At 49.3% G+C, this 26,906-nt stretch carries 22 protein-coding genes; 10 read left to right on the top strand and 12 right to left on the bottom strand.

Translation table 11 applies throughout. From position 1 onward, the window contains the following. The 8 genes from ACTHUM_RS07920 to ACTHUM_RS07885 form a co-directional block, all read left to right on the top strand. The coding region (locus ACTHUM_RS07920; protein WP_440402814.1) for a porin at nucleotides 1–296 on the top strand (296 nt) is incomplete at its 5' end. A 468-nt stretch (nucleotides 297–764) separates the two neighbouring features. After that, on the top strand, nucleotides 765–3,059 hold the full coding sequence (locus ACTHUM_RS07915; RefSeq protein WP_191620597.1) for a NosR/NirI family protein: 2,295 nt from the start codon (nucleotides 765–767) through the stop codon (nucleotides 3,057–3,059). 109 nt (nucleotides 3,060–3,168) lie between these two features. Further along, entirely contained in the window at nucleotides 3,169–5,136 is a 1,968-nt protein-coding gene (gene nosZ / locus ACTHUM_RS07910) for a TAT-dependent nitrous-oxide reductase (RefSeq protein ID WP_004519669.1), read from the top strand. Nucleotides 5,137–5,334: 198 nt separating this feature from the next. Then, on the top strand, nucleotides 5,335–6,714 hold the full coding sequence (locus tag ACTHUM_RS07905; RefSeq protein WP_440361193.1) for a nitrous oxide reductase family maturation protein NosD: 1,380 nt from the start codon (nucleotides 5,335–5,337) through the stop codon (nucleotides 6,712–6,714). Between the two features lie 56 nt (nucleotides 6,715–6,770). Continuing rightward, nucleotides 6,771–7,670 (top strand): ABC transporter ATP-binding protein, encoded by a 900-nt coding sequence (locus tag ACTHUM_RS07900; protein ID WP_004519672.1) that lies wholly within the window; start codon nucleotides 6,771–6,773, stop codon nucleotides 7,668–7,670. Next, nucleotides 7,667–8,497 (top strand): ABC transporter permease, encoded by an 831-nt coding sequence (locus ACTHUM_RS07895; RefSeq protein ID WP_070695422.1) that lies wholly within the window; start codon nucleotides 7,667–7,669, stop codon nucleotides 8,495–8,497. Before ACTHUM_RS07900 ends, ACTHUM_RS07895 begins: the two co-directional genes overlap by 4 nt. Further along, on the top strand, nucleotides 8,494–8,988 hold the full coding sequence (locus ACTHUM_RS07890; RefSeq protein ID WP_070695420.1) for a nitrous oxide reductase accessory protein NosL: 495 nt from the start codon (nucleotides 8,494–8,496) through the stop codon (nucleotides 8,986–8,988). Before ACTHUM_RS07895 ends, ACTHUM_RS07890 begins: the two co-directional genes overlap by 4 nt. Nucleotides 8,989–9,107: 119 nt before the next feature. After that, the gene (locus tag ACTHUM_RS07885) at nucleotides 9,108–10,127 is read left to right on the top strand and encodes an FAD:protein FMN transferase (RefSeq protein ID WP_070695418.1); all 1,020 of its coding nucleotides are present in this window, start codon (nucleotides 9,108–9,110) and stop codon (nucleotides 10,125–10,127) included. A 595-nt stretch (nucleotides 10,128–10,722) separates the two neighbouring features. Here ACTHUM_RS07885 and ACTHUM_RS07880 read toward each other — a convergent pair. From ACTHUM_RS07880 to ybeY, 5 genes are all read right to left on the bottom strand, one after another. After that, entirely contained in the window at nucleotides 10,723–11,634 is a 912-nt protein-coding gene (locus ACTHUM_RS07880; protein ID WP_070695416.1) for a MetQ/NlpA family ABC transporter substrate-binding protein, read from the bottom strand. A 194-nt stretch (nucleotides 11,635–11,828) separates the two neighbouring features. Next, nucleotides 11,829–12,515, bottom strand: coding sequence for a methionine ABC transporter permease (locus tag ACTHUM_RS07875; RefSeq protein WP_070587440.1), 687 nt, complete (start codon nucleotides 12,513–12,515; stop codon nucleotides 11,829–11,831). A gap of 1 nt (nucleotide 12,516) precedes the next feature. Beyond that, entirely contained in the window at nucleotides 12,517–13,254 is a 738-nt protein-coding gene (locus tag ACTHUM_RS07870; protein ID WP_049322796.1) for a methionine ABC transporter ATP-binding protein, read from the bottom strand. Continuing rightward, entirely contained in the window at nucleotides 13,251–14,093 is an 843-nt protein-coding gene (locus ACTHUM_RS07865) for an HlyC/CorC family transporter (protein ID WP_049344871.1), read from the bottom strand. The genes ACTHUM_RS07870 and ACTHUM_RS07865 overlap by 4 nt, the downstream gene beginning before the upstream one ends. Nucleotide 14,094: 1 nt before the next feature. After that, entirely contained in the window at nucleotides 14,095–14,610 is a 516-nt protein-coding gene (ybeY, locus tag ACTHUM_RS07860) for an rRNA maturation RNase YbeY (RefSeq protein ID WP_049344870.1), read from the bottom strand. Between the two features lie 118 nt (nucleotides 14,611–14,728). Here ybeY and hemC point away from each other — a divergent pair, with 118 nt between their 5' ends. After that, the gene (hemC, locus tag ACTHUM_RS07855) at nucleotides 14,729–15,658 is read left to right on the top strand and encodes a hydroxymethylbilane synthase (RefSeq protein ID WP_107848928.1); all 930 of its coding nucleotides are present in this window, start codon (nucleotides 14,729–14,731) and stop codon (nucleotides 15,656–15,658) included. Between the two features lie 67 nt (nucleotides 15,659–15,725). Here hemC and trhP read toward each other — a convergent pair whose 3' ends face one another. Beyond that, a complete protein-coding gene (gene trhP, locus ACTHUM_RS07850) occupies nucleotides 15,726–17,081 on the bottom strand; it encodes a prephenate-dependent tRNA uridine(34) hydroxylase TrhP (RefSeq protein WP_004519683.1) in 1,356 nt (451 codons plus the stop codon). Between the two features lie 327 nt (nucleotides 17,082–17,408). Between trhP and ACTHUM_RS07845 the strand changes: the two genes are divergently transcribed. Then, a complete protein-coding gene (locus ACTHUM_RS07845; protein ID WP_049344868.1) occupies nucleotides 17,409–18,155 on the top strand; it encodes an amino acid ABC transporter permease in 747 nt (248 codons plus the stop codon). Between the two features lie 79 nt (nucleotides 18,156–18,234). Here ACTHUM_RS07845 and nagZ read toward each other — a convergent pair whose 3' ends face one another. The 6 genes from nagZ to lnt form a co-directional block, all read right to left on the bottom strand. Beyond that, nucleotides 18,235–19,320 carry a beta-N-acetylhexosaminidase gene (nagZ, locus tag ACTHUM_RS07840; protein WP_039862102.1) on the bottom strand — a complete coding sequence of 362 codons (1,086 nt, stop codon included), beginning with the start codon at nucleotides 19,318–19,320 and terminating at the stop codon, nucleotides 18,235–18,237. A 97-nt stretch (nucleotides 19,321–19,417) separates the two neighbouring features. Beyond that, entirely contained in the window at nucleotides 19,418–20,938 is a 1,521-nt protein-coding gene (locus tag ACTHUM_RS07835; protein ID WP_004519687.1) for a Na+/H+ antiporter NhaC family protein, read from the bottom strand. 132 nt (nucleotides 20,939–21,070) lie between these two features. After that, complete coding sequence (locus ACTHUM_RS07830; protein WP_004519688.1) at nucleotides 21,071–22,570, bottom strand: DegQ family serine endoprotease; 1,500 nt, start codon at nucleotides 22,568–22,570, stop codon at nucleotides 21,071–21,073. 245 nt (nucleotides 22,571–22,815) lie between these two features. Continuing rightward, a complete protein-coding gene (gene hemA / locus ACTHUM_RS07825) occupies nucleotides 22,816–24,069 on the bottom strand; it encodes a glutamyl-tRNA reductase (RefSeq protein ID WP_003684306.1) in 1,254 nt (417 codons plus the stop codon). A 147-nt stretch (nucleotides 24,070–24,216) separates the two neighbouring features. After that, entirely contained in the window at nucleotides 24,217–25,080 is an 864-nt protein-coding gene (rpoH, locus tag ACTHUM_RS07820; protein ID WP_004519690.1) for an RNA polymerase sigma factor RpoH, read from the bottom strand. A gap of 279 nt (nucleotides 25,081–25,359) precedes the next feature. Next, nucleotides 25,360–26,901 (bottom strand): apolipoprotein N-acyltransferase, encoded by a 1,542-nt coding sequence (lnt, locus tag ACTHUM_RS07815; RefSeq protein ID WP_440402815.1) that lies wholly within the window; start codon nucleotides 26,899–26,901, stop codon nucleotides 25,360–25,362. Nucleotides 26,902–26,906: the final 5 nt, after the last annotated feature.

Here is a 26,906-nt window from a genome sequence, read left to right as displayed (position 1 = left end):
GCTTCAAAGCTGACGTAGCTGGTGCTAAGAAAAACGAACGTACTGAAGTTGGTGCAACTGCTGCTTACCGCTTCGGCAACGTAACTCCTCGTGTTTCTTACGCTCACGGCTTCAAAGCTAAAGAAGATGGCGTAAAACAAAAAAATAGCGCTTACAACCAAGTTATCGTTGGTGCTGACTACGACTTCTCTAAACGCACTTCTGCCCTGTTGTCTGCCGGCTGGTTGAAAGAAGGCAAAGGCGACTACAAATACGAGAAAACTGCTGGTACTGTTGGCCTGCGTCACAAATTCTAATCTGACTTAAGATTAGTCTGAAAAAAGAGCCTGTTTTATATAGGCTCTTTTTGTTTTTGTAAGAAATGTATTTTGTCATTGTAGGGGTAGGTTAAAGTATTTTCGATATTCGTTTTCAGGCGGCCTATGGAAATTTAAGTCAGGTTCTATTCTATTTAATATATGCTAAATGAAATTTCAGAAATTGTTTTGAGTATTATTATAAATAAGTTAATAATATGGGGATGATTCTTGGATTGAGTTGATTTTCCTATGTTTCATGCCTAATAATAAAAGGTTCATCTAATGTAGTTCTAAAGTATTATTAGTATGTAGAATCTGGTTTTAAGATTTGTAAACTTGATTTTAATCAAATTATTGCTGATAGATGATTCATATAATATAAGTGTTTAGAGTATCGATATATCGGGAATAGCCATGTCCTGTCTTGAAATGAAGTGCTTAAGTGGCATTTGGAAACGAATCCTTATGCTGTTTGCTGTATTTTTCGTGATGATGGTAAGCCTGCCTGCTTACGCGGAACGCTTGCCTGATTTCTTGGCAAAAGTTCAGCCGTCTGAAATTTTCCCAGGTGCTGACCGCTACGGTAAGCCTGAAGGTAAGCCCTTGGTTGCTCGCGTGTACAAGGGCGAAGAGCAGCTTGGCTTGGTTTATATCACGACTGACGTGGTCAATACGCGCGGTTATTCGAGCAAACCGATCGATACGATGGTTGCATTGGCCAATGATGGCACTATTGCCGGCGCAAAATTGGTTGAGCACCATGAGCCGATTATGCTGATCGGTATCCCGCAATCCCGTGTCGATAAATTCATTGACAAATATATCGGCTTAAATTTTATTAAAAACCCGCCTCAACCAGGTGTTGCACCAGGGGATATTATTAGTGGTGCGACTGTGACCCTGATGGTCATCAATGACAGTATTCAGCGCTCTGTTAAAGCAGTAATCCATCAATATCATTTGGGTACAGATAAAGCAGTTCAAGCCGGTACGGCAGCTGCTTCCGACGAACAGTCTGCCGAGCCTGCCGTTCAAACCCGTCCGCGTCGTGTTGCCAATCAAGACAAACAAGATATCCTGTCATGGAATGCGCTTTTGGAACAAAAAGCCGTCGGTCATCTGCATATTTCTATCGACGAAATCAATAAACTGTTTGAGAAAAGCGGTAAAGCAGGTGTGGCAGATCATGCGGAGCAGGGTGATGGTAACGATACATTTATTGATCTGTATGTTGCCTTGGTCAGCCAGCCTTCCATCGGTAAAAGCCTTTTAGGTGAAGCCGGTTGGAACAACCTGCAAAAACGTTTGAAACCTGGCCAAGAAGCCGTGATGGTGGCCGGCGAAGGTCGCTATTCTTGGAAAGGTTCGGGTTATGTTCGCGGTGGTATCTTTGACCGTATTGAAATGATTCAAGGCGATACCAGCTTCCGCTTTACCGATGCGCAACATGAACGTGTAGTTGCTTTATCCGCCGAAGGTGCGCCTGCATTTAAAGAAGTTTCTTGGTTCACTATCCCCGAAGGTGTGGAATTTGATGGTGCTGAACCATGGCGTTTACAACTGATGATTCAACGTGTGTTGAGTGTTAACGATAAGGCTTTCGTAACTGCAGATTTGGATTACGAATTGCCAAAAGGCTACTACGTTGACGATCCTAAAGCACCGCCGGTTGAAATTAGTGCACCGGTTGAGCCGGTGGCTGTGGCAGCCTCTGCTCCGGAAGAAAGTACAGGTATTGCAGAAGATGCAACGGCTGAGGAAGGCGTATCCAACCAACTTTGGAAACAGGTTTGGAAAGCCAAACAAGGTCAAATCGTGGTTGTCGGTATTGCTTTGACAATTCTTCTGTTGGTATTCCTGTTCCAAGATTGGATTGTCCGTTACGAAAAATGGTATGACCGATTCCGTCTCTGTTTCCTGACCTTTACGCTGTTTTATATCGGCTGGTATGCTCAGGCACAATTATCGGTAGTGAATACTTTGACGTTGTTCTCAGCTGTTTTGACTGAGTTCCACTGGGAATTTTTCCTGATGGATCCGCTGGTATTCATTCTGTGGCTCTTTACAGCGGCGACCATGCTGTTGTGGAACCGCGGTACATTCTGTGGATGGCTGTGCCCTTTCGGTGCATTGCAAGAGTTAACCAACCGTATCGCTAAAAAATTGGGTCTGAAACAAATTACAGTGCCACACTTGTTGCATACCCGTCTGAGTGCGATTAAATATGTAATTTTCTTCGCTTTGCTGGCAATTTCCCTGTACGATTTGGGTACGGCTGAAAAATTTGCTGAAATTGAGCCTTTCAAAACTGCAATTATTTTGAAATTCATGCGTGAATGGTGGTTTGTTCTGTTCGCCGCCGCTTTGCTGATTGCAGGCTTGTTCATCGAACGTTTCTTCTGCCGTTATCTGTGTCCTTTGGGTGCAGGTATTGCATTGCCGGGCCGCTTCCGTGTGTTTGATTGGCTGCGCCGTTATAAAATGTGCGGTAACCCATGCCAGATTTGTACACACGAATGTCCCGTACAGGCAATCGCACCTGAAGGCGACATTCATCCGAACGAATGTATCCAATGTCTGCATTGTCAGGTAATGTATCATCACGATACGCGTTGTCCCCAAGTAGTGGCAACGAATAAGAAAAAACAAAAACAAGCGGCGGCAAAAGCTGAACAGCATGATGCGGCAGTGACGCAAAATGCTCAAGAACAAGTCGTCCAGTTTGTTAAAAAAGAATCGGCAATCAGTGTCGACAAGTAGTAATTTATCAATAAAAAAAGAGGGCTGTATCGGCAGCCTGACTTAGAAAGTTTTTCATCGGCAGGCCGTCTGAAAAATCGGCCGCCGGATTTTATCCAAGGAGTGTCGTATGTCAGACGAAAAATTAGAACAAAACGGCTTAAGCCGTCGTTCATTCTTAGGTACTGCCGCTGCTTCCGGTGCGGGTATTGCTGGTGCCGGTTTGTTGGGCTTGGCCGGTTGCTCTAACGGCGAGGGTGATAAAGCTGCTGCTTCCGGTGCTGCACCTGCCGAAAAAGCCGCTGCTCATTCTGCCGAACCGGGCAAACAAACTTCCGAAGTTGGTCCAGGCGAACTTGACCAATACTACGGTTTCTTGTCAGGCGGTCAATCAGGTGAAATGCGCTTGATCGGCGTACCTTCTATGCGTGAGTTGATGCGTATCCCTGTGTTCAATATGGACAGCGCTACCGGTTGGGGTCGTACCAACGAGAGCCTGCGTATTTTGAATGAAAAAATTACGCCGGAAACCCGTAAATTCCTGCAAGACAGCGGTCTGCGTTGCTACCCTAACGGCGACTTGCACCACCCGCACTTGTCTTTCACCGACCAAACTTACGATGGCCGTTATGCTTACGCCAACGATAAAGCAAACACCCGTGTTTGCCGTATCCGCTTGGATGTGATGAAAACTGATAAAATCATCGATATTCCTAATGCTTCAGGTATCCACGGTCTGCGTCCTCAACGCTATCCGAAAACTGGCTACGTATTTGCCAACGGTGAGCATATCGTTCCTGTTGACGGCGTAGGCAAATGGGATGATCCTAAAACTTGGAATGCCGTTTATACTGCAGTTGATGGCGAAACCATGGACATCGCATGGCAAGTATTGGTAGACGGTAACTTGGATAATGGCGATGCCGACTACCAAGGTAAATACTCTTTCTCTACCTGCTATAACTCTGAGCGCGCTCTGACTGTACAAGGTGCATCTTCTAACGAACAAGACTGGTGTGTAGTATTTAACCTGGCCGCCATCGAAGAAGGCATCAAAAAAGGCGACTTCAAAGAAGTTAACGGCGTAAAAATGTTGGACGGTCGTGCGGAAGCCAACTCTCCATACACTCGTTACATCCCGGTTCCTAACTCTCCTCACGGTTGTAATGCAAGCCCTGACGGCAAATACATCATGCTCAACGGTAAACTGTCTCCAACCGTTACCGTATTGGATGTTAGCAAACTGGATGACTTGTTTGCAGGTAAAATCAAAGAGCGCGATGTTGTCGTAGCCGAGCCTCAACTGGGTCTTGGCCCATTACACACTGCATTTGACGGTCGCGGCAATGCCTATACTACATTGTTTATCGACAGTCAAATGGTGAAATGGAACATCGACGACGCGATTAAAGCCTATAAAGGCGAGAAAATCGATCCGATCAAACAAAAACTCGACGTTCACTATCAACCGGGTCACAACCACACTACCATGGGCGAAACCAAAGAAGCCGACGGTAAATGGTTGGTATCTTTGAACAAGTTCTCTAAAGACCGCTTCTTGAATGCCGGTCCTTTGAAACCTGAGTGTGACCAATTGATCGACATCTCCGGCGACGAAATGCGTCTGGTGCATGACAATCCGACTTTTGCCGAACCACACGACTTGTGCTTGGTTGCTGCGTCTAAAGTGAACCCAAGCAAAACTTGGGACCGCAAAGACCCATGGTTCTGGCAAGAAGCTTTGGAACAAGCTCAAAAAGACGGTGTTGAGCTGGAAAAAGCTGCCAAAGTCGTACGTGAAGGCAACAAAGTACGCGTGTACATGACTGCCGTTGCGCCTGCTTACAGCGTTCCTCAATTTGAAGTGAACCAAGGCGACGAAGTTACCGTATATGTAACCAACGTTGAGACCATTGAAGACTTGACTCACGGCTTTACTTTGGAAGGTTATGGCATTGCTATGGAGATTGGCCCGCAAGCTACATCTTCTGTAACCTTCAAGGCTGTCCGTCCAGGCGTACACTGGTACTACTGCCAATGGTTCTGCCACGCATTGCACATGGAAATGTCTGGCCAAATGATTGTTAAACCAAAATAATTTCGGTTTGATGATTTAATTCTTCAGGCCGTCTGAAAAAACATTCTTTCAGACGGCCTTTATAGCAAAGTTGTTTGTCGGCCGATATGGCCACAAAATGAAAGCCATCATCAGACAGCTTTGCTATAACACCAAAATACCTGTTTCCGCATCGGTTTATCATGCGGCAAGCAGGCCGTCTGAAACAGAGATATGATTATGACGCACACACAAATCCATCGTTCCAAATGGCAACGTGCCGCACTCGTATTGCTGCTTGGCAGCATGGTTCAGACGGCCTTTGCCGCAGTCATCAACGTATCCGCACAAGACAATCTCAATGATGCTTTGGCGCGCGCCCAAGCCGGCGATACGCTCAAGCTTGCCTCCGGTACATACAAAACCAAACTCTATATCGACAAACCCATTACCATCGAAGGCCCTGCCGACCGTTCCGCCAAGATTGTCGGCGACCGGAGCGGGAGGACGGTTGCCGTTCATGCGCCTGATGTAACTTTGCGCAATCTGACCGTTTCCCATTCCGGCATGAGTTTGCCGGCAATGGATGCCGGTATCTATTTAGAAGAGACGGCAACGCGCGCGCTGGTGGAGCATAACAACATCATCGACAATTCCGTCGGCGTGTATATTCACGGTGCGGCAGAATCCATGGTGCGGGAAAATAAAATCATCGGCGATGCAACCCTGCGCGTCAATGAACGCGGCAACGGCGTAACCGTCTGGAATGCGCCCGGTGCGCAAGTGGTCGATAACGATATTTCCAAAGGCCGTGACGGTATTTTTTCAAATACCAGTACCCATAATACCTACAAAGGCAACCGTTTTAGCGACTTGCGCTTTGCCGTCCATTATATGTATACCAATGACAGCGAAGTCAGCAACAATATCTCCGTTGGCAACAATATGGGTTATGTGCTGATGTTTTCTGAACGCCTGAAAGTGTATGGCAACATTGCCGTTGGCAGTCGCGACCAAGGCATTATGCTCAACTACGTCAATTATTCCGAAATTCACGATAATGTGATCAATAAGGCGGGCAAATGTGTGTTTGCCTACAATGCCAACTACGATAAAATTTTCGACAACCATTTTGAAAACTGTCAAATCGGTATTCACTTTACCGCGGCCATTGAAGGCACAAGCCTGTTCAATAATTCGTTTATCAACAACGAAAGCCAAGTCAAATACGTCAGCACCCGTTTCCTTGATTGGGGCGAGGGTGGTCGCGGCAACTATTGGAGCGATAACAGCGCCTTTGACCTTGACGGCGACGGCTTCGGCGACAGTGCCTACCGTCCCAATGGGATTATCGACCAAATCATCTGGCGCGCACCCGTCGCCCGGTTATTGATGAACAGCCCTGCCATCAGCATTGTCAAATGGGCGCAATCTCAATTTCCCGCCATCCTGCCCGGCGGCGTAATTGACAGCAAGCCTTTGATGAACCCTGTCCGCAATAAAACGACAACCAAATACGAAGCCATGAAGGACGAATTGCTGCATGAAGCAAAAACGCACCAATCCGAATGGGGTAATGCCGAAAACGGTGCGTTGACAGGCGGAAATGCCAATATGTAACCTTTCAGACGGCCCAATATCAAAGGCCGTCTGAAACATTCACTAGAGGAATATCCATGAGCAGTACCAACCACGTTGAATTAAGAAACGTGACCAAGCAGTTTGGCAGCCAAAAGGCCGTCAACCAAGTCGATCTGGTTCTCAAGGCTGGCGAGAGCGTCGGCATGGCAGGACACAACGGTGCAGGCAAATCTACCATTATGAAGCTGATACTCGGCCTGATTACGCCGACCGAGGGCGAAGTGATGCTTTTGGGAGAGCCGACCGGCAGTAAAGCAGGGGCGCAGCGTCGCAGCCAAATCGGTTACCTGCCTGAAACGGTTGCATTGCACCCTTCATTGACCGGTATCGAAACCATGGATTTCTATGCCAAACTAAAAAAACAGCCCCTGAGTAAAAACCGCGAATTGCTCGAGCGTGTCGGCATTTCCCAGGCCGCACGCCGCCGTGTCGGCACTTACTCTAAAGGTATGCGTCAACGCCTCGCTTTGGCACAAGCCTTGTTGGGCGAGCCTAAAGTTTTATTGTTTGACGAGCCAACTACCGGCCTTGATCCGGCTTCACGTCAAATGTTTTACGAAGTTGTGCGCGAACTCAATGGGCGCGGCGCAACCGTATTGCTCAGCACCCATGCACTGGCCGAGCTTGACGGCCACGCCGACCGCATCATCGTTATGAAAAACGGCGTGAAAGTTGCTGACGGCAGCATGGATGAGTTGCATGTTCAAAGCGGTCTACCGCTGACCGTCAACGTCCGCTTGAAAGAAGCGCGCCCGTTGAGCGAGCGTTGGCATCCGCTTTCAGACGGCCTGTCGTATAAAGCGCAATGTAAAGCCGAAGAGCGTATGGGACTTTTGAGCGAATTGGGTGATTTGGGCAGTCTTGCCTACATCGATATCCACACGCCAACACTTGATGATATGTACGCGCAATTCTTGAAGAGGGAAGACGTATGAACCCCGTTTGGATTATTACCGGCAAAGAAGTCCGAGACAGCCTGCGCAACCGTTGGGTTCTTGCCGCCGCACTTTTGCTTGCCGCATTGGCACTGTCATTAGGCTTTCTCGGCAGCTCGCCTACCGGTTCGGTCAAGGTTGATCCCTTGACGGTAACTGTAGTCAGTCTGTCCAGCCTGTCTATCTTCTTGATCCCGCTGATTGCGATGTTGCTCTCTTATGATGCACTGATCGGCGAAATCGAGCGCGGTACAATGGCGTTGTTGCTAAGTTACCCCATCTCGCGCAACCAAATCCTTGCCGGTAAATTTATCGGCCACCTCATCATTCTTGCCCTTGCTACCACCGCAGGCTACGGATTGGCAGGTATTACCCTTCAGCTTGCCAACGGCGGTTTTGATATTGCCGCATGGCAACCTTTCGCCCTTTTGATTGCTGCCAGCGTGATTCTTGGCGCAGCCTTTTTGTCCATGGGCTATTTGATCAGCGCAAAAGTTAAAGAACGCGGTACAGCCGCCGGTATCGCCATCGGCGTATGGCTGTTTTTTGTCGTTATTTTCGATATGGCGCTTTTGGGTGTTTTGGTTGCCGATACCGAACAAGTCATTACCGCGCCTGTAGTGGAAACCGTTCTTCTGTTCAACCCCGCAGACATTTATCGCCTGCTGAACCTGACGGGTTACGAAAATACAGCCATGTATGCCGGCATGGCAGGTTTGAGCGATCAAATCAGCCTGAGTATGCCTATTTTGCTGACGGCGCAGGTATTATGGGTTATCATTCCTTTGGTCTTAGCCGCCTGGATTTTCGGAAAGCGACAAATATGAGAAAAATATTATTGACAACCTTCACACTCATCGCATTGGCAGCCTGCAGTAAGCAGGATAACAGCCCTCCGCCTGCGCCCCAACAAATCAGCGACAGCGCAGTCGGTCATTACTGCAGCATGAATTTGACCGAACACAACGGCCCTAAAGCGCAAATCTTCTTGAACGGCAAACCTGACAAACCAGTTTGGTTTTCCACCATTAAGCAGATGTTCGGTTATACAAAGCTGCCCGAAGAGCCTAAAGGCATTCATGTCATCTATGTTACCGATATGGGCAAAGTCAAAGATTGGGAAAAACCCAATGCTGACGCCGAATGGATAGATGCGAAAAAAGCCTATTACGTCATCGAAAGCAGCTTTATCGGCGGCATGGGTGCGGAAGACGCACTTCCGTTTGCCGACAAGGCTCAGGCTGAAAAATTCGCCAAAGAAAAAGGCGGCAGAGTAGTCGGTTTTGCAGAGATGCCCGACGAATACATTTTCAAATAAAACAATCAATAGAAGGCCGTCTGAAACAGTTTCAGACGGCCTTTGTATTGGAAGCTGCCGATTGATGATTTAATGAATGCGGCTTTCAATGTAAAGATAAAAAATCTAAGGAATACTTTATGTCCACCCCTTTAACGCGCCGCCGTTTCCTTGCCATAGCTGCCACCCTTGCCGCCGGTGTCGGCATTCCTTTTGCCATCAGCCGCAAAACCAATCAACCGACTCATCCGACCAGCCCAAATCAAGAAGAGCAGCCAGTTATTTGGAGAGGCATTGCATTGGGTTCGGGCGCGGAGTTGCGTTTGTTCGGCGTTGAGCGCAAGCAGGCAGAAATATTAGTCAACAAAGTATTGGCGGAAGTTTTACGGTTGGAAAAAATCTTCAGCCTGTATCGGGACGACAGCCTGATCAGCCGTTTAAACCGAGAAGGCCGTCTGAAAAATCCGCCATCTGATTTTTTACAGCTGCTCAGTATCAGCCGAGATATCCATCAGCTGACGCAGGGTGCATTTGATCCCAGCATTCAGCCATTGTGGAATCTGTATGCCGATCATTTCAGACGAAACCCTAAAACCGAAACGCCGCCATCTGAACGCAGTATCAAAGACACGCTCAAATTAGTGGATTTCAACAAAGTCGATTTTGATACCAAAGAAATCCGTTTTGCCCAAAGAGGCATGGGCCTGTCGCTCAACGGCATTGCGCAGGGCTATATCACCGACAAAGTAGCTGAATTGTTGAAGCAGCAAGGCGTTACCCAGGCATTGATTGATATGGGGGAGATTTACGGCTTTGATAATGCTAACCAGCGCGAGTGGAATGTCAGCATTCGCAATCCCGACCAAGAAGACCAAATCCTGACCACTATTGCCATGAAAAATCAAGCGTTTGCCACATCGGGCGGCTATGGCACGGTAATGGACGAGGCAGGCAAATTTACCCATCTGTTTGACCCGCGCACAGGCGGAAGCCAGCCGCGCTATAAAAGCATGAGCGTCATGGCGGAGAGTGCGGCGGTTGCCGATGCTTTTTCTACCGCATTTTCTATTATGGATGAAGCGGCCATCCGAGCAGCGGCCCAAGTTAAAAAGGCACAGGTTTGGCTGGTGATGCCGAATAATGAATTGAAGAAGATTTGAGATTGAGAAAAAGAATGGTTTTGCCAGTTGGTTTGAATATATGAATAAGGGAAAGTCTAAGATATTGAAATAATGAAATATAAAAAAAGAAGGGCTGCCCAAGGGGCAACCCTGAAACTCTTGCAGCTGGGAGTAATTAGCAAGAGATTACGACACTTAAAACAAAAATTCACTCATTTCAAAGCACGAAGCTTTAATATCTAAGCAAAACGGTATTTCGACCGCTCAAACCCCTTCGATACGGAGAAACACAACATATATGGGAAAATCCGACAAAGTGGTTTGAAGCAATTCAGATGAGCGGTCTGTAATGCAGATAACCGGATGTCTTTAGATGAACGGTATAATATCAGGATAAGCGGAACATTACTAGTGAATATTATAAAAAAGTAGAATAATTCATTTAGTGATTGATTCTATTGAATAAAAACATGATTTCTTATTGAACTTTTTTACAACATATTGATTTGGTTTTAAAAAGGGAATTACGTAAGTATTTGGCGTTAATCAAAAAACTTATTTTGAGCTTTGAGAAGAGATAATCAATAGAAAAAGGCCGTCTGAACGTTCAGACGGCCTTTTTTCAAAGAGCGATTTATTTGGTTGCAGAAGCAGTAGAGGCGGCTTCGGCTTGAGCACCTGCTGCTGCGTTTTCACCCCATGCCGCAGGGTATTTGTAACCGGCAAAGCGTTTTTGTGAGTAAGCTTTGAACTCGTCAGAGTTGTAGGCTTCGGTTACATCTTTCAGCCATTGGCTGTCTTTGTCGGCAGTGCGGACGGCAGACCAGTTAACGTAGGCGAAGCTTGGCTCTTGGAATAGGGCTTCGGTCAGTTTCATGCCGCTGCTCATGGCGTAGTTGCCGTTAACGATGGCAAAGTCAACGTCGGCACGGCTGCGTGGCAGTTGGGCGGCTTCAAGTTCTACGATTTGGATGTTTTTTGGATTTTCGGCAATATCGTTTTTAGAGGCAGTCAGCGGATCAACGTCGGCTTTCAGTTTAATCCAGCCCAATTCGTTCAACATAACCAATGCACGGGCAAAGTTAGATGGGTCGTTAGGTGCAGAAACGCTGACGCCGTCTTTCAATTCGTCCAAAGATTTCAGTTTGCCAGGATAGAGGCCCAAAGGTGCAGTCGGTACTTGGAAGGCTTCAATGATGTCCAGTTTGTGTTCTTTTTTGAAGTCGTCCAGATAAGGTTTGTGTTGGAAGATGTTGATGTCCAATTCGCCTTCAGCCAAAGCAAGGTTGGGGCGCACATAGTCGGTAAATTCGATCAGTTTGACTTTATAGCCTTTTTTCTCCAAAGCCGGTTGGATTTGGTCTTTAACCATATCGCCGAAGTCGCCGACGGTTGTACCGAAGACGATTTCTTTTTTCTCTGCGCCGTTGTCGGCAGAAGAAGCAGCAGAGGCAGCAGGCGCGCTGTCTTTTTGACCGCCGCAGGCAGCCAGTACGATGGCCAGCGCAGCAGCAGAAAGGGTTTTGAAGAATGTGTTGGTTTTCATATTTTGCTCCAGATGGATGATAAAACGGTTTCAGACGGCCTTAAGCTGCCGCCGTCAAAAAAAGAGGAATTGTAAATCTATTTTGGGAATATGAGGGTGTTTTTTGTAGATTTATTTGGTATATCCTAATATGTTCTAAATAGATAACAGGCCGTCTGAAAAATAGTAAGTCCATTTCAGACGGCCTGGTTTGTTTAACGTTTATCCAGTTTGCGCGCCAATCTGTTGCCGATACCTTGAATCAGGATAACGAGTAAAACCAGGATGGCAACGATGAAGATGATGACTTCCATTTGATAGCGGTAGTAGCCGTAACGGATAGCAAGGTCGCCCAAACCGCCGCCGCCAATCATACCTGCCGCCGCGCTGTACGACAAAAGGCCAATAGCCAGTACGGTAATGCTGGAAACCATACCTGCGCGCGCTTCATTCAAAAGCACTTTGCAGATGATGCTCATGGGTGAGGCACCCATTGCGGAGGCCGCTTCAATTACGCCTCTGGGTACTTCGCGCAGGTTTTGCTCAACCAGACGGGCGAAGTAGAATAGGCCGGATACGCTCAATACCAATGAGGCGGCAACCGGGCCGATGGTCGTGCCGATGATGGCGCGTGTAACAGGAATCATGGCAATCATCAGGATGACGAAAGGGAATGCGCGCATCAGGTTGACCAGGTTGTCCAAAAACAAATTCAGCTGTTTGTTGTAGTGCAACTGATGGCTTGACGTCACAAACAGCAATACGCCCAAAATCGTACCGAAGATAACGGCGAAAGTAGTCGATAGGCCGACCATAATAAAGGTTTCGCCCAAGGCTTGGATAATTTCGCCCTTCATGCTGACGATGGTCTCAACAGCACTTTCAAATGTTAAATCTGCCATATTAGTCCTCTCGAATCAGCTCTTGCCCGATTTTGGATTGGGCATGGATTTGGTTGCCGTGTACTTCAACGATTTCCAGCAGACGGCCTTTATCCAAGAGGGCGGCACGGTCGCACAGGCGGCGGATAACGCTCATTTCGTGGGTAACGATGACGATGGTTACGTTGAAACGTCGGTTGATGTCTTCCAAACATTTCAAAACGCTGCGCGTAGTGGCGGGGTCGAGGGCGGAAGTGGGTTCGTCGGCGAGGATGACTTGAGGTTGCGGCGCCAGCGCACGGGCAATGCCGACACGTTGTTTTTGACCGCCGGAAAGTTGGGACGGGTAATGGTTGGCACGGTCTTGCAAGTCGACAATTTCCAAACATTCTTCAACACGCGCTTGGATTTTTTTAGACGGCCATTTGGCAATTTCTAAAGGGAAGGCGACGTTTTCGGCAACGGTACGGTTGCTCAATAGGTTGAACTGTTGGAATACCATGCCGATGTTTTGTCGGGCGTGGCGCAGTTGCGTGGCGTTGAGTGCGGTCAGCTCTTGGCCGCACACGCTGACGGTACCTGTATCCGGACGTTCCAATAAGTTAATCAGGCGCAGCAGGGTGGATTTGCCTGCGCCGGAATAGCCCATCAAGCCAAAGATTTCACCCTGTTTGATTTCGAGGCTGGTCGGCTCGACGGCGACAAAGTCTTTGTTGTCGCGTGTTTGATAGTGTTTGGAGACGTGATCCAGAATAATCATGGTTTATCCGTGTTTTCTTTAATTCGTGTGGCCATCAGGGTGTGCAGACGGCGGTTGTCGGCGCGTGCGACGGTAAATTGCAGGCTGCCGATGATGACTTTTTCGCCGCGTACGGGCAGGTGTCCCAATTCTTGAATGACCAGGCCACCGATGGTATCGGCTTCTTCGCTGCTGTATTCCGTACCGAAGAAGGTGTTGATGTCTTTGATTTCGGTGGCAGCGTGGATGCGCCAGCGTTCGGAAGAAACGGCGTGGATATTGTCGGCGCTGTCGTCTTCATCAAATTCGTCTTCGATGTCGCCGACGATTTGCTCGATGATGTCTTCAAAGGTTACCAGGCCGGATGTACCGCCGTATTCGTCAATGACAATCGCCATGTGGTTGCGTTGTTCGCGGAATTCTTTTAAAAGGGAGGCCAGTGATTTGCCTTCGGGGACGAAAACGGCAGGGCGCAAGACGGATTTCAGGTGGAACTGCTCGGGGTTGAACATATATTTGAGCAGGTCTTTGGCGTGCAAAATGCCCAAAACTTCGTCTTTGTCTTCGCCGATGACGGGGAAACGCGAATGGGCGGTTTCGATGATGTAGGCCGTGATGCGCTCGATGCTGTCGTTTTCTTTCAATACGTTCATGCGGCTGCGCGTAATCATGGCATCGCGCACTTCCAGCTCGGCAAAGTCCAATACTTTTTCCAGCCGGGTCAGTGTGTCGGCATCAAAAACTTCCTGCTCGTGCGCTTGGCGCAGCAGGGTCAATACGTCTTCGGCGGAATCAGGCTCGCCGGCAAGTCGGGAGATTAGGCGTTCGAAAAACTTGGGTTTCGACTGCGTACCGTCCATTTTAATATTCGTCCTCTTGGTAGGGGTTGGGGAAGCCTGCCGCCAGCATCAGGCGGATTTCTTCGGCTTCCATTATTTCGGCTTCATTGTCTTCGATGTGGTCGTAGCCCATCAGGTGTAAAGTACCGTGTATGGTCAGGTGGGCAAAATGCTGCTCAGGTGTTTTGCCTTGTTCGGCGGCCTCTTTCAAAACCACTTGCGGACAAATTACCAAATCGCCATACAAGCCGTCTGAAAACTGGTCGGGCAGGATTTCGCCTTCGTTGAGCGCGAAACTCAATACATTGGTGGCGTAATCCTTGCCGCGGTAGTCGCGGTTGTAGGCGCGGGCTTCTTCTTCGTCCAGAAGAATCAGGCTGATGTCTGCGCGGCGGTATTCATTTTTCAAGGCCGACCACGCCCAGCGGTAGAAGTCGTTCTCTGACGGAAGGTTGGCGGCGGAAGAAGCGTTTTCAAAGCTCAGATGAAAACGTTGCCGCTGTAAGGATAAAAAAGGATATTTCTTGGCGCGTTTCATGTTGTCCGGAAAATTTGGTTTTTAGGCGTAAATATAACATATTCACCCCCATGCCGTCTGAAAAAACGCCCAAAATATGATAGACTTCATGCCGTTTTCCATCTTTCAGGCAACCATTATGAACCCGAAAAAACTCGTTATCGCCAGTCGCGAAAGCCTGCTTGCCATGTGGCAGGCAAAACACATCCAAGGCCGTCTGAAAGCCCTGTATCCCGATTGCGAAGTCGAGATTTTGGGCATGACCACGCGCGGCGACCAGATTTTGGACAGAACTTTGTCAAAAGTCGGCGGTAAAGGCTTGTTTGTCAAAGAGTTGGAGCAGGCTTTGTATGACGGCCGGGCCGACTTGGCCGTGCATTCGATTAAAGACGTGCCGATGGATTTACCTGAAGGTTTTACGCTTGCGGCCATCGGCGAACGCGCCAATCCGTTTGACGCATTTGTGTCCAACCAATACGCGCGTTTGGAAGAAATGCCCAAAGGCGCTGTCGTCGGCACATCCAGCCTGCGCCGCGAAGCCCAGTTGCGCGTGCGCTATCCGCATTTGGTTATCAAACCTTTGCGCGGCAATGTGCAAACCCGTTTGTCCAAACTCGATAACGGCGAATACGACGCGATTATTTTGGCTGCCGCCGGTTTGCAGCGTCTGGAATTGGACGAACGCATCCGCATGATTTTGTCGGAATCCGACAGTCTGCCTGCCGCCGGACAAGGCGCATTGGGTATTGAAATTGCAGCGCATCGCGAAGATTTGTACGAAGTCTTAAAGCCTTTGAACCACGATACCACACACGCCTGCGTTACGGCCGAACGTGCGTTGGCGCGCGCTTTGGGTGGAAGTTGCCAAGTGCCGCTGGCCGCATATTGCACTGAAGAAAACGGCTTGCTGACCTTGCGCGGCTTGGTCGGTCATCCTGACGGTTCGGTAATTTTGCAGGCGGATGCGCAAGCCCCTGCCGAATACGCCGATGCCTTGGGTCGTGCAGTCGCCAAAAAACTGGCAGATGATGGTGCGGAAGAATTGATTGCTGCCGTATTGCAAGAATAGGCTTAAAACAGCATAGATCATTTAAAAGGCCGTCTGAAACTTTCAGACGGCCTTTATTTTTTGATGCTTAAGGATTCATAATCCGCGCAACCAAAGCTTTTTCTTTGCCTTGCATATTCGGGATTTTGACCTGAATGCCGTTGCCTGGGGCAACATCGACAGGCTGGCCTTTGCGGGTCATTTGTTCCAATTTGATGGTTTGGTTGCCGCTCGGGTGGATGATTTCGAGTGAATCGCCGACAGCGAAGCGGTTTTTAACTTCGATTGTCGCCCAGCCGTTTTCATCAATTTCGGTAACGTGGCCGACGTATTGGCTTTGTTTGGCGGTGGAATGGCCGCTGAGGTAGTTTTGGTAGTCTTGAGTTTGGTGGCGTTCGAGGAAGCCGCTGGTGTAGCCACGGTTGGCGAGGCCTTCGAGTTCGCTCAACAGGCTGTAATCAAACGGACGGCCTGCAACGGCATCGTCAATCGCTTTGCGGTAGGACTGGGCCACGCGTGCAACATAATAGAGCGATTTGGTACGGCCTTCGACTTTGAGGCTGTCCACACCAATTTTTGCCAGTTTCTCAACCACTTCAATGCCGCGAAGGTCTTTGGAGTTCATGATGTAGGTGCCGTGTTCATCTTCCATAATCGGCATCATTTCGCCCGGGCGGTTGGACTCTTCAATCAGGAAAACTTTGTCGGCGTAGGGATGGCGTTTTTGACCATTGATGCCTTCAAAGTTTTGGTTGGCTTCTTCTTGAGCTTTTTCAAAGTTGAAACCTTGCAGAAGTTGGGCGTCGCCTGCATCGCTTTCAGTGGCGTTGTGAACCTTGTAGTCCCAACGGCAGGAGTTGGTGCAGGTGCCTTGGTTGGGGTCGCGATGGTTGAAATAGCCGGAGAGCAGGCAGCGGCCGGAGTAGGCGATACACAATGCGCCGTGAATGAAGACTTCGAGTTCGATGTCGGGGCATTCTTGGCGGATTTCGGCGATTTCTTCCATGCTCAATTCGCGCGACAGAATAATGCGCTCAACGCCGATGTTTTGCCAGAATTTCACGCCCCAGTAGTTGGTGGTGTTTGCCTGTACGGACAGGTGAATCGGCATTTCCGGCCATTTTTCGCGCACAGTCATAATCAAACCCGGATCCGCCATAATCAACGCGTCGGGTTTCATGGCAATCAAGGGCTCCATATCGGAAACAAAGGTTTTGAGTTTGGAGTTGTGCGGCAGCGTATTGACGGTCAGGAAGAATTTTTTGTTGCGCTCGTGCGCTTCTTTAATGCCTTGCTCGAGGACGTCGAGTTTGGCAAATTCGTTGTTGCGGGCGCGCAGGGAGTAACGCGGGCTGCCGGCGTAAACGGCATCTGCGCCGTAATCGTAGGCGGCGCGCATGCGTTCGAGGCCGCCTGCAGGCAATAAGAGTTCGGGTACTTTCATGTTTTATGCTTTTTAAAATGTTTTCAGACGGCCCTTAAGGAAAGAGGGAAGGCCGTCTGAAAGATGTTTGAAGAATGGGCGGATTATCCGCTGTTTTTGTGTTTCGGTCAATTTTGTGTCGGGTTTGCGCTTTGTTTTTTATACGGAAAATGTCCTATATGGGCAAAGGTGAAAAGGGGCTTTAATTTATTAGAAATGTAAAAAAAGCAGGGTTGGGCGGAATAATTTAACAAAAAACCGTTCAAGCAATGTATTTTCTTGTAAAATATCAAGCTTCATTTTAAAAAATATTCGGATTAGTTACCGATTTTGACCGACGGAAGGTTTATGGATTTTCGTTTTGACATTATTTATGAATACCGCTGGATGTTTTTATACGGCGTGTTGACAACGCTGGGACTGACGGTGGTTGCAACGGCAGGTGGCTCGGTTTTGGGTTTGCTGTTGGCATTGGCGCGTTTGATCAATCCGGAAAAAGCCGGTGTGCCGATGCGTGCCTTGGCTTGGGTGTTGCGTAAGATTTCTTTTTGGTATGTTACGCTGTTCCGCGGTACGCCATTGTTTGTACAAATTGTGATTTGGGCTTATGTTTGGTTCCCATTTTTCGTTCACCCGGCCGACGGTGTGCTGATTAGCGGCGAAGCAGCTGTTGATCTGCGCCGTTCTTATGGTGCGCTGATTGCCGGTTCTTTGGCTTTGGTTGCGAACTCGGGTGCGTATATTTGTGAAATTTTCCGTGCCGGTATTCAATCGATTGATAAAGGCCAAATGGAAGCTGCGCGTTCTTTGGGGCTGACCTATACTCAGGCGATGCGTTATGTGATTTTGCCGCAAGCTTTGCGCCGTATGTTGCCGCCATTGGCCAGTGAGTTTATTACGTTGTTGAAAGACAGCTCATTGCTTTCCGTCATTGGCGTGGCAGAGTTGGCTTATGTACAAAGCACGATTACCGGCCGCTATTCTGTCTATGAAGAGCCGCTTTATACAATTGCGCTGATTTATTTGGTGCTGACAAGCTTTTTGGGTTGGGTATTCCTGCGATTGGAAAACCGTTACAATCCGCAACACCGCTAATCGCTTTAAATCAAAAAAAGGAAGACTTTTTCAAGTCTTCCTTTTTTTATTTGCTGTCAATGTTTCAGACGGCCTTGAATCAGAATGCTTCACCGACTTTGACACCGCCAGCGATGTCTTTTGGCGTTGCCAGTTTGGCAGTTGCTTGTTGGGCGGCTTGGAATGCTTCGGTTGCCATGATGTCGGCGGCTTCTTGTACGGTCAATGTGTTGGCCATGTATTGCCAACGCGCTGCCAAGTCGGCGTTTGCCGGTGCGTGGAAACCGTCTCGCAATTCATCTACCAAATCGGGACGGTTGCACACCAGTACAATATCGCAGCCTGCTTCAAAAGAAAGGCGGGCGCGTTCTTTAATACCGCCGACACCGCATGCGCCTTCCATGGTCAGGTCGTCTGAAAAGATAACGCCGTTAAATCCGATTTCTTGGCGCAGGATTTGTTTCAGCCATTTTTCGGAGAAGCCGGCAGGTTGGCTGTCGGTTTGCGGGTATACGACGTGGGCAGGCATGACTGCGGCCATGCCTGCTTGGCTCAATGCTCGGAAGGGGATAAGGTCTGCGGCTTCTAGCTCTTCTCGGCTGCGTTCGTCGCAAGGCAGGACGTGATGGCTGTCGCCTTCGACAAAGCCGTGGCCGGGGAAGTGTTTGCCGCAAGATTTCATGCCGCCTTTGTTCAGACCTTTTTGCAGGGCAAGGGCAAGCTGGGTAACGATGTTGGCGTCGCGGTGGAAACTGCGGTTGCCGATGACGGCGCATTGACCCCAGTCCAAATCCAATACAGGCGTAAAGGATAGGTCGATACCGCAGGCGGAGAGTTCGGTTGCCAAAACCCAGCCGACTTGTTCTGCTTGGGTACAGGCGGCTTCTTGGCCTTCGTTATCCCAAATTTCGCCCAATACATTCATGGCAGGCAGGCGGGTGAAGCCGTCAATAAAACGTTGAACCCGTCCGCCTTCGTGGTCGACGGCGATGATAAGTTCAGGTGTACGGACGGCTTTGATTTCTTGAACCAAAGCTTTGAGCTGGGAAACGTTTTCAAAGTTGCGGCGGAACAAAATAACGCCACCGACGGCAGGGTCGAGCAGGCGTTGTTTTTCTTCTTCGGTCAGATGATAGGCAGCGACGTCGGCCATGACTGGGCCGCGTGGAAGATGAGGCGTATTCATTGTTTTGTCCTGAATAATGTATCTATTGGATAATCGTTATGTTCAGACGGCCTGAGAGTGTAAGAATATCTCAGGCCGTCTGAATATTGGTTTTGAATTAGGCAGTTGCTTTTTTCTTGTCTTTTAAGATGAAAACCAACACAACCATCACGATGCCGGTTACCACAAAACCTAAAGGCGCAGAGCCGGTCATGCCCAGTGCGAGGTAGCCTGTGGCAGCAGATGCGGCTACGGTCAGCGCATAAGGGAATTGCGAGGTAACGTGGTCGATGTGGTTACAGTGTGCGCCGGTAGAAGAGAGGATAGTGGTATCGGAAATTGGCGAGCAGTGGTCGCCAAATACGGCACCGGCCATTACGGCAGACATGCAAGGGATAATCAGCGAAGGTTCGACTTTGACGGCCATGGCGGCGGCAATCGGCAACATGATGCCGAATGTGCCCCAGCTTGTGCCGGTAGCGAAGGCCATCACGCCTGCGAGCATAAACAAAATCACGGGTAGGAAGCCTGCGTGGATATTGCCTGCCACCAAAGTGGAGAGGTATTCGCCGGTGTGCATCTCGCTGACAACGGTGCTGATGATCCATGCCAAAATTAAGATGGTAATGGCACCGCGCATAGAGATGATGCCCTGCCAAATGGCTTTAGGGTAATCGCCGGTTTTGATGGTGCCGATGGTGCAGAGGATGACGGCCAATACGCCGCAGGTGCCGCCGAATACGAGGGAAGTGTTTACATCGGTATTTTCAAATGCGCTGAGCAAAGAGAAGGTTTCAGAAGCTTGTGCGCCAGTGTAAATCATGGCGGAAACAGTGGCGACGATCAGTACCAAAACCGGCACAATCAGAGCGAATACGCGACCGTTGGGATGGCCTGTTTCAACGGTTTCATCATGAATTTCATTCAAAGCGGCGCGTTCCAAACGGGCCATGGAGCCGATGTCGAAGGAGAACCAGGCCACGACAAACACCATAATCAATGCGAAGACGGCGTAGTAATTCATCAGGCTCATGGCCACGAATGCGCCCATTGGTGTGTAGTCTGTGATGTTGTAAGTCACCAAAAGGCCTGCCAAAGTAGCAATAATCGATGCCCCCCAGCTGGATACAGGCATCAAAACGCACATCGGCGCGGCAGTGGAGTCAAGGATATAAGCCAGTTTGGCGCGGGAAACTTTGAATTTGTCGGTTACAGGGCGGGCAATCGCGCCGACGGCAAGGCTGTGGAAATAGTCGTCAATAAAGGTAACGAATACCAGGCAGGCAGTCAGCAGCTTCGCACCACGGCGGCCTTTGATGTGCTGTTTTGCCCAATCGGCAAATGCTTGGTTACTGCCTGAATGCGTCAGCAGGGAAGTGAAAATCCCCAAAAGCACTAAGAAGAGCAGGATTTTGGGTTTGCCCAAAGACCAATCGCCGTCCGCCCAAGTCAGGCTGACGGCCATGTCTTTCAAGTGAACCAAGGCATCAAGCGGATTACCGCCTACCAGCAGGAATGAGCCGACGATAATGCCGACACCCAAGGACAGCAATACACGACGCGTGGCAATGGCCAGGGCAAGCGCGATGGCTGCAGGAATAATGGATAAAATAGAATTCGAATAATTAATAAGTTGCATAATTATATTGTATATAAGCGGTGAAATATTTTCAGACGGCCTAAACTGGAAGACGGATAACAAAATACCCACCGCCTCTGACAGATGGGTATTTTATCATTTAACGCATCATCATGCCGTCTGAAAATCTTGCTATTGCAGATTTAGCGCGAGGAACAAAGTATTGCCTTCGCGTTGTACCAAAAGCGGTACGTTTTTGCCTGCGCTTTCCAATGCGCTACGGAAAGTGGATTCGTCATTGACGCTGATTTGGCTGACGGCAATAATTTCGTCGCCGCGTTTGAGGCCGGCACGTTCGGCCGCACCGCTAACGCGCAGAACGATTAAGCGTTGTTTGCCGTCTGCGTTTTCAACCTGCAAAGTTAGGCCTGCATTTTCAACGGTAAATCCGTCATGGCCGCCTTCGTGTTGCGGGTGTTCGGCTTCTTTTGCAGAAGTTTCCGTTTGTTCGGCTGCGCTGCCAAGTTTGACTTTGACATCGGTTTGTTTGCCGCCGCGCCAAATGCTCAAAGTCACTTCTTTGCCCGGCATCATCGAGCCGACCATGACCGGCAAGTCGCTGGAGGCACGGACTTCTTCTCCGTTTACGCTGCGGACAATATCGCCGACTTGCAACCCGGCTTGTTGCGCTGCGCTGTTCGGCATGATTTTGGCAATCAGCGCGCCGCTTGCTTTGTCCAAACCGAAAGATTTGGCCAAATCGTAAGAAACTTCTTGGATAACCACGCCTAATTGACCGCGTTGGACTTTGCCGTTGGCTTTTAATTGATCGGCCACATTCATGGCAACATCAATCGGAATGGCAAACGAAATGCCCATGAAACCGCCGCTTCGGCTGTAAATTTGCGAGTTGATGCCGACTACTTGGCCGCGGAGGTTGAATAACGGGCCGCCTGAGTTGCCGGGGTTGATGGCAACGTCGGTTTGGATGAACGGCGTGTAGTTTTCATTCGGCAGGCTGCGGCCTTTAGCGGAGACGATGCCTGAAGTTACGCTGTTGTCAAAGCCGAAAGGTGCGCCGATGGCGGCTACCCATTCGCCCGGTTTCAAATCTTTCGGATTGCCGATTTTGACAACCGGCAAGTCTTCTTGCGGCTCAATTTTTAAGAGGGCAACGTCGGATTGGGCGTCTGAGCCGACCAGTTTGGCCGTGTATTCGCGTTTGTCGTTGAGCAGGACTTTGATATTGCCCATGCCAGCAACCACGTGGGTATTGGTCAGGATATAGCCGTCTTTGCTGATGATGAAGCCGGAGCCGAAATTCAGATCGTCGCTTTCGGTATCTTCTTGCGGCATGTCTGGCATATTGGGAACAAGGCGTTTGAAGAACTCGTAAAACGGATCGTTGTCGGGAAATTGGCTCAGGTCCATGCTGTGGTCGTCATCCGGTGTCGCAGAGCGTTTTGCCGGTGTCGCTTGAATATTGACGACGGCCTGTCCTTCGTTTTGCACCAGTTGGGCGAAGTCGGGCAACAACATACCGACTTTTCCGTCATCGGTATTGGTTTCAATACGTTGAACGAGTTCTTTGTTTTCGTCTTTGTCGAAAAAGGTGCTGACTTTGTCGCAACCTGAAAGAAGGGAAGCTGAGAGGACAGCAAGGGCCAGATATGTGTTTGTTTTAATATGCACGAAAGTTCCTTTTGCCGGTGCCTATCGTATTGTCGGCATGCGTTTGAATCGGCAGGCAGTTTTATTGTTTGAATGCTGTTTAAATGTATAAGGTAGGATTTTTACACTTTAACGGTTTTTTTTCAAGCATTTCATTTTAAATGAAAAAATGATAATTGGGATTTTATTGTTTTAAGGCCGTCTGAAAACTTTTGAATATGACCTGTCGGTCGGTTCGCTTTTTTCAGACGGCCTTTAAATTGTGGTCAGTCGTGTTGATCCAAATGGTAGATCTGTGCCACGGCATCGATTAATTCGCTGTTGTCCGAGCCAGCTTTATTGAGCGTGCGTGTCGGAGAGTGGAGCAGTTTGTTGGTCAACTGAATGGAGAGGCGTTCGAGGACATCCTCGGCGGATACGCCTTTTGCCAGTTGCTTCATGGCATTTTCCAATACTTGGCGGCGTGCACGTTCACCTTCGTCGCGCAAGGCGCGGATAAGCGGAACGCTTTGGCGGTTTTTCTGTAGGCGGATAAATTCGCTGACTTTTTCTTCCACCATGCTTTCAGCCGCCGCCGCTGCTTTTTTGCGCGCATCTTTACCGCTTTGGACAATGTCCATCATGTCGTCTACGGTATAGAGATATGCGTCTTCCAATTCGCCGACTTCGGCTTCGATATCGCGCGGAACAGCCAAATCCAGCAGGAAAACAGGCATGTTGTGGCGTTTTTTCAATGCGCGTTCGACCATGCCTTTGCCGACGAGTGGGAGTTGGCTGGCAGTGGAAGAAACAACCACGTCGTAATCGTGAAGAATATCGGGCAATTCGTTCAGCAGGCAAGCTTCGGCGTTGACACCGAGTTTGTCGCACAATTCCTGCGCGCGCTGGTGTGTGCGGTTGGCAACGGTAATGAGCTTGGGATTTTTGGCGGCAAAATAAGTAGCCACCAGCTCAATCATTTCGCCTGCGCCGATAAAAAGGACGTTCAGATCAGAAATGGAAGGGAAGATTTGCTCTGCCATTTTGACCGATGCAGAAGCCATGGAGACGGAGTTTTCGCCGACAGCAGTGTCGGTACGCACTTCTTTGGCAACGGCAAAGGTTTTTTGAAACAGGGCGTTTAAGTGGGTGTTGATGCTTTCCTGTTCTTGCGCAACGCGGACGGCATCTTTGATTTGACCGAGAATTTGCGGTTCGCCCAAGACCATGGAATCTAAACCGCAGGCGACGCGGAAGGCGTGGCGGACGGTTTCATTATTATCTAAGGTATAGAGGTAAGGGCGGATTTCTTCGGCAGGCAGGTCGTGATATTGTGCCAACCAGTCGATGATTTTTTCGGTTTCGCCGACGCAGTAAAGCTCGGTGCGGTTGCAGGTAGAAAGAATGACTGCTTCTTCCGCCGCCTCACTACGCGCGAGGTTGGACACGGCATCCGGCAGATTTGCAGCTGCAAATGCCAGTTTTTCGCGTATGCTCAAGGGCGCGGTTTGGTGATTGAGTCCGACGACGGTAAGTTGCATGGTTATGGTATGACTGGGTAGTGTGTGTGGTGGGTATTATAGCTTAAGTGGGCTTTAAAATGAATGTGTTGGGGGAGAAGATGCAATGAGGTTTGCCATCGAAAAGGCCGTCTGAAAAGATTCAGACGGCCTTTTATCAAGAAAGGCTTAAACGGCTTCAGCTTCTTCTGCCAAGAAACCGCGCAGTTTTTGCATAGCTTTGGCTTCGATTTGGCGGATGCGTTCGGCAGATACGCCGTATTCGGCAGCCAATTCGTGCAGGGTCAAACCGCCATCGTCTTGCAACCAGCGGCTTTCAACGATACGGCGGCTGCGGTCGTCCAGTTGTGCCAAGGCGTTTTGCAGACCTTCGGTTTGCAGGGCGTAGTGGGCTTGTTTGGACAACTGGCGGCTAGGCTCTGCATCGTGATCGGCCAACCAGTCGATAGGGGCGAAGTTGTCTTCGTCATCGTTGTTTTCTGCCATGATGCCGATATCGTGACCGGTCATGCGTTGTTCCATTTCCAAGACTTCGGACAATTTGACGCCCAAATCGTCGGCGATTTCTTGCGCTTCTTTTGGAGACAAGGCATTCAGGTTTTTACGCATGCTGCGCAGATTGAAGAACAGTTTGCGTTGCGGTTTGGTTGTGGCAACGCGGACCAAACGCCAGTTGCGCAAAATGAATTCATGGATTTCGGCTTTAATCCAATGCACGGCAAACGAAAACAGGCGCGCGCCGCGGCTCGGTTCGTAGCGTTTGACGGCTTTCATCAGGCCGATATTACCTTCTTGAATCAGGTCGGCTTGGTTGAGGCCGTAGCCGTCGTAACCGCGTGCAATGGATACGACGACGCGAAGATGAGACAGAATAAGCTGTTTGGCGGCGTTGAGATCGCCTTTTTGTTGACGTTCGGCCAGTTGTGTTTCTTCTTCGGCAGTCAGCATGGGAATGCTGTTGACAGTATGAATGTATTGCTCGAGGCTACCGTTGCCGCTGTGGATAACGGGTAATGCAAAAGCTTTATTCATAAAGGATACTCTCCTTGATTGGGCCGTCTGAAAACGGCTTTTTGTTTATTGTGTGACAAGCAGTATAACACTGCCTGTGGTTTGTTTTGTTATGGGTTGGATTTTTTCTGTAAATTAACGATAGATCCAATAGTTTTTACTGCTTGAATCGCAAGGGTTGATTGTCTTAGAAAATTTGAGTGATTTGCTAGGTTTTGGCTAAGTATATTACAAACATTTCTGTATGTAAATAGTTTTGGTGATAAAAAAGACCTTGTATAACAAGGTCTTAAAAATTTTTTATTCTGGTTTTTTCCGGCCAATCAGGATAAGGAATACGCCGATAACGGCCAAAATGCTGATAAGCCATGTTGAGCCGCCTGCTTTCATATAAGGCGTTTCGCCGATATAGCCTTTAACGTGGCCTTCGAGGACGGTTTCTGTATCCGGTTGGGCTTCGGCAACAATCGTACCTTTAGGGGAAATAATGGCGGTCGCGCCGGTATTGGTGGCGCGAACCATGTAGCGGCCCAGTTCCATTGCACGCGCTTGGGACTGTTGAAGCTGCTGGTACATGGCATTGGACTTGCCATACCACGCCATATTGCTGATGTTGGCAAGCAAGGTGGAGCGTTTCGCCGTTGCAATGAGTTCGTCGCCGAAACCGTCTTCATAGCAGATATTGAAGGCGACTTTTTGATCTTTCATCACCAAAGGCGCTTGGTTGTCGCCGCCTTTTTGAAAGTCGGCCAAAGGCATATCCATCATTTTATAGAGGCGCTCGGTAATGGTGGGCAAGGGCTTGTATTCGCCAAATGGAACGAGGTGGTTCTTGGCGTAGTAGGGGATGGTATCGGAAGTGCTGTTGTGATAGTCGCTCAAATTGATGACTGCATTTTCGTAGCCGTTGCCGTCGGGCGTATATTGGCTGATACCGATGGCCAACGCGCTGCCGTTGCTTTGCGCTTGCTCGGCGAATTGTTCCAAGATGCCTTCGGGCAGGTCTTGGCGCATCAGTGGCAGGGCGGTCTCGGGCAGGATGACGATGTCAGCACTGGTTTTGCTGATTTGTTCGTAGTATTTCTGAATGGTTGGGATGATTTGCTCTTCTTTCCATTTCAGATTTTGCTCGATATTGCCTTGAATCAGGGCAACCGTGCTGGTGCTGCCGTCAGGGCGGGTGTATTCGGTTTGTTGGGAAATGTAGCCGACGGAGCAGAGTGCAACGATAAGGAATAAGGGCAGGAGGCGGTGTTTCAGACGGCCGTGGTTGTCAATCAGCAACACCAGCCATGCGCTGAGAAAAGCGGTTGCCAGCGTGACCATATGAATGCCGCCCAAAGGCGCGAAGCCTGCCAACGGGCTGTCTTTGATGATTTGGGAATAGCCGATTGCACCCCAGCCGAATCCAGTCAGGAAACGTTCGCGGGCAAATTCTGCCAGCGTCCACAAAATCGGCAGCAGGAGGCCGGTTTTGGCCCAGCGCGACAGGTTGCATTTTCTCCACACCCAAAAACAGATGGCCGGATAAAGCGCAAGAAATGCCGGCAGCAGGAAGGTGAGGGGGATGGCGTATGAATCCGGCAAACCCGAAACATCATGCAAGGCAGTGTGTATCCAATAAAACTGCGCCGTATAACCGATTAATCCGAACAGATAGGCAGTCATGACGGCAAAGCGTGGACGCAATTCAATCAGGCGTATCAGCGCGCCAAACAACAGCGGCATCAGCCAGAAATGATAATACGGGGCGAAAGTGAACGGTGTCGCGGCGGCAATCAAGATGACCAGCGGCCAGTAAAGCAGCGGATGTTGCCAATATTGTTCGAGTTTACGGAAAATATTCA

The organism is Neisseria sp. P0021.S006 (assembly GCF_051956895.1).
The sequence above is the reverse complement of the archived record's forward strand: the minus strand, read 5'-3'. Positions and strand labels throughout refer to the sequence as shown.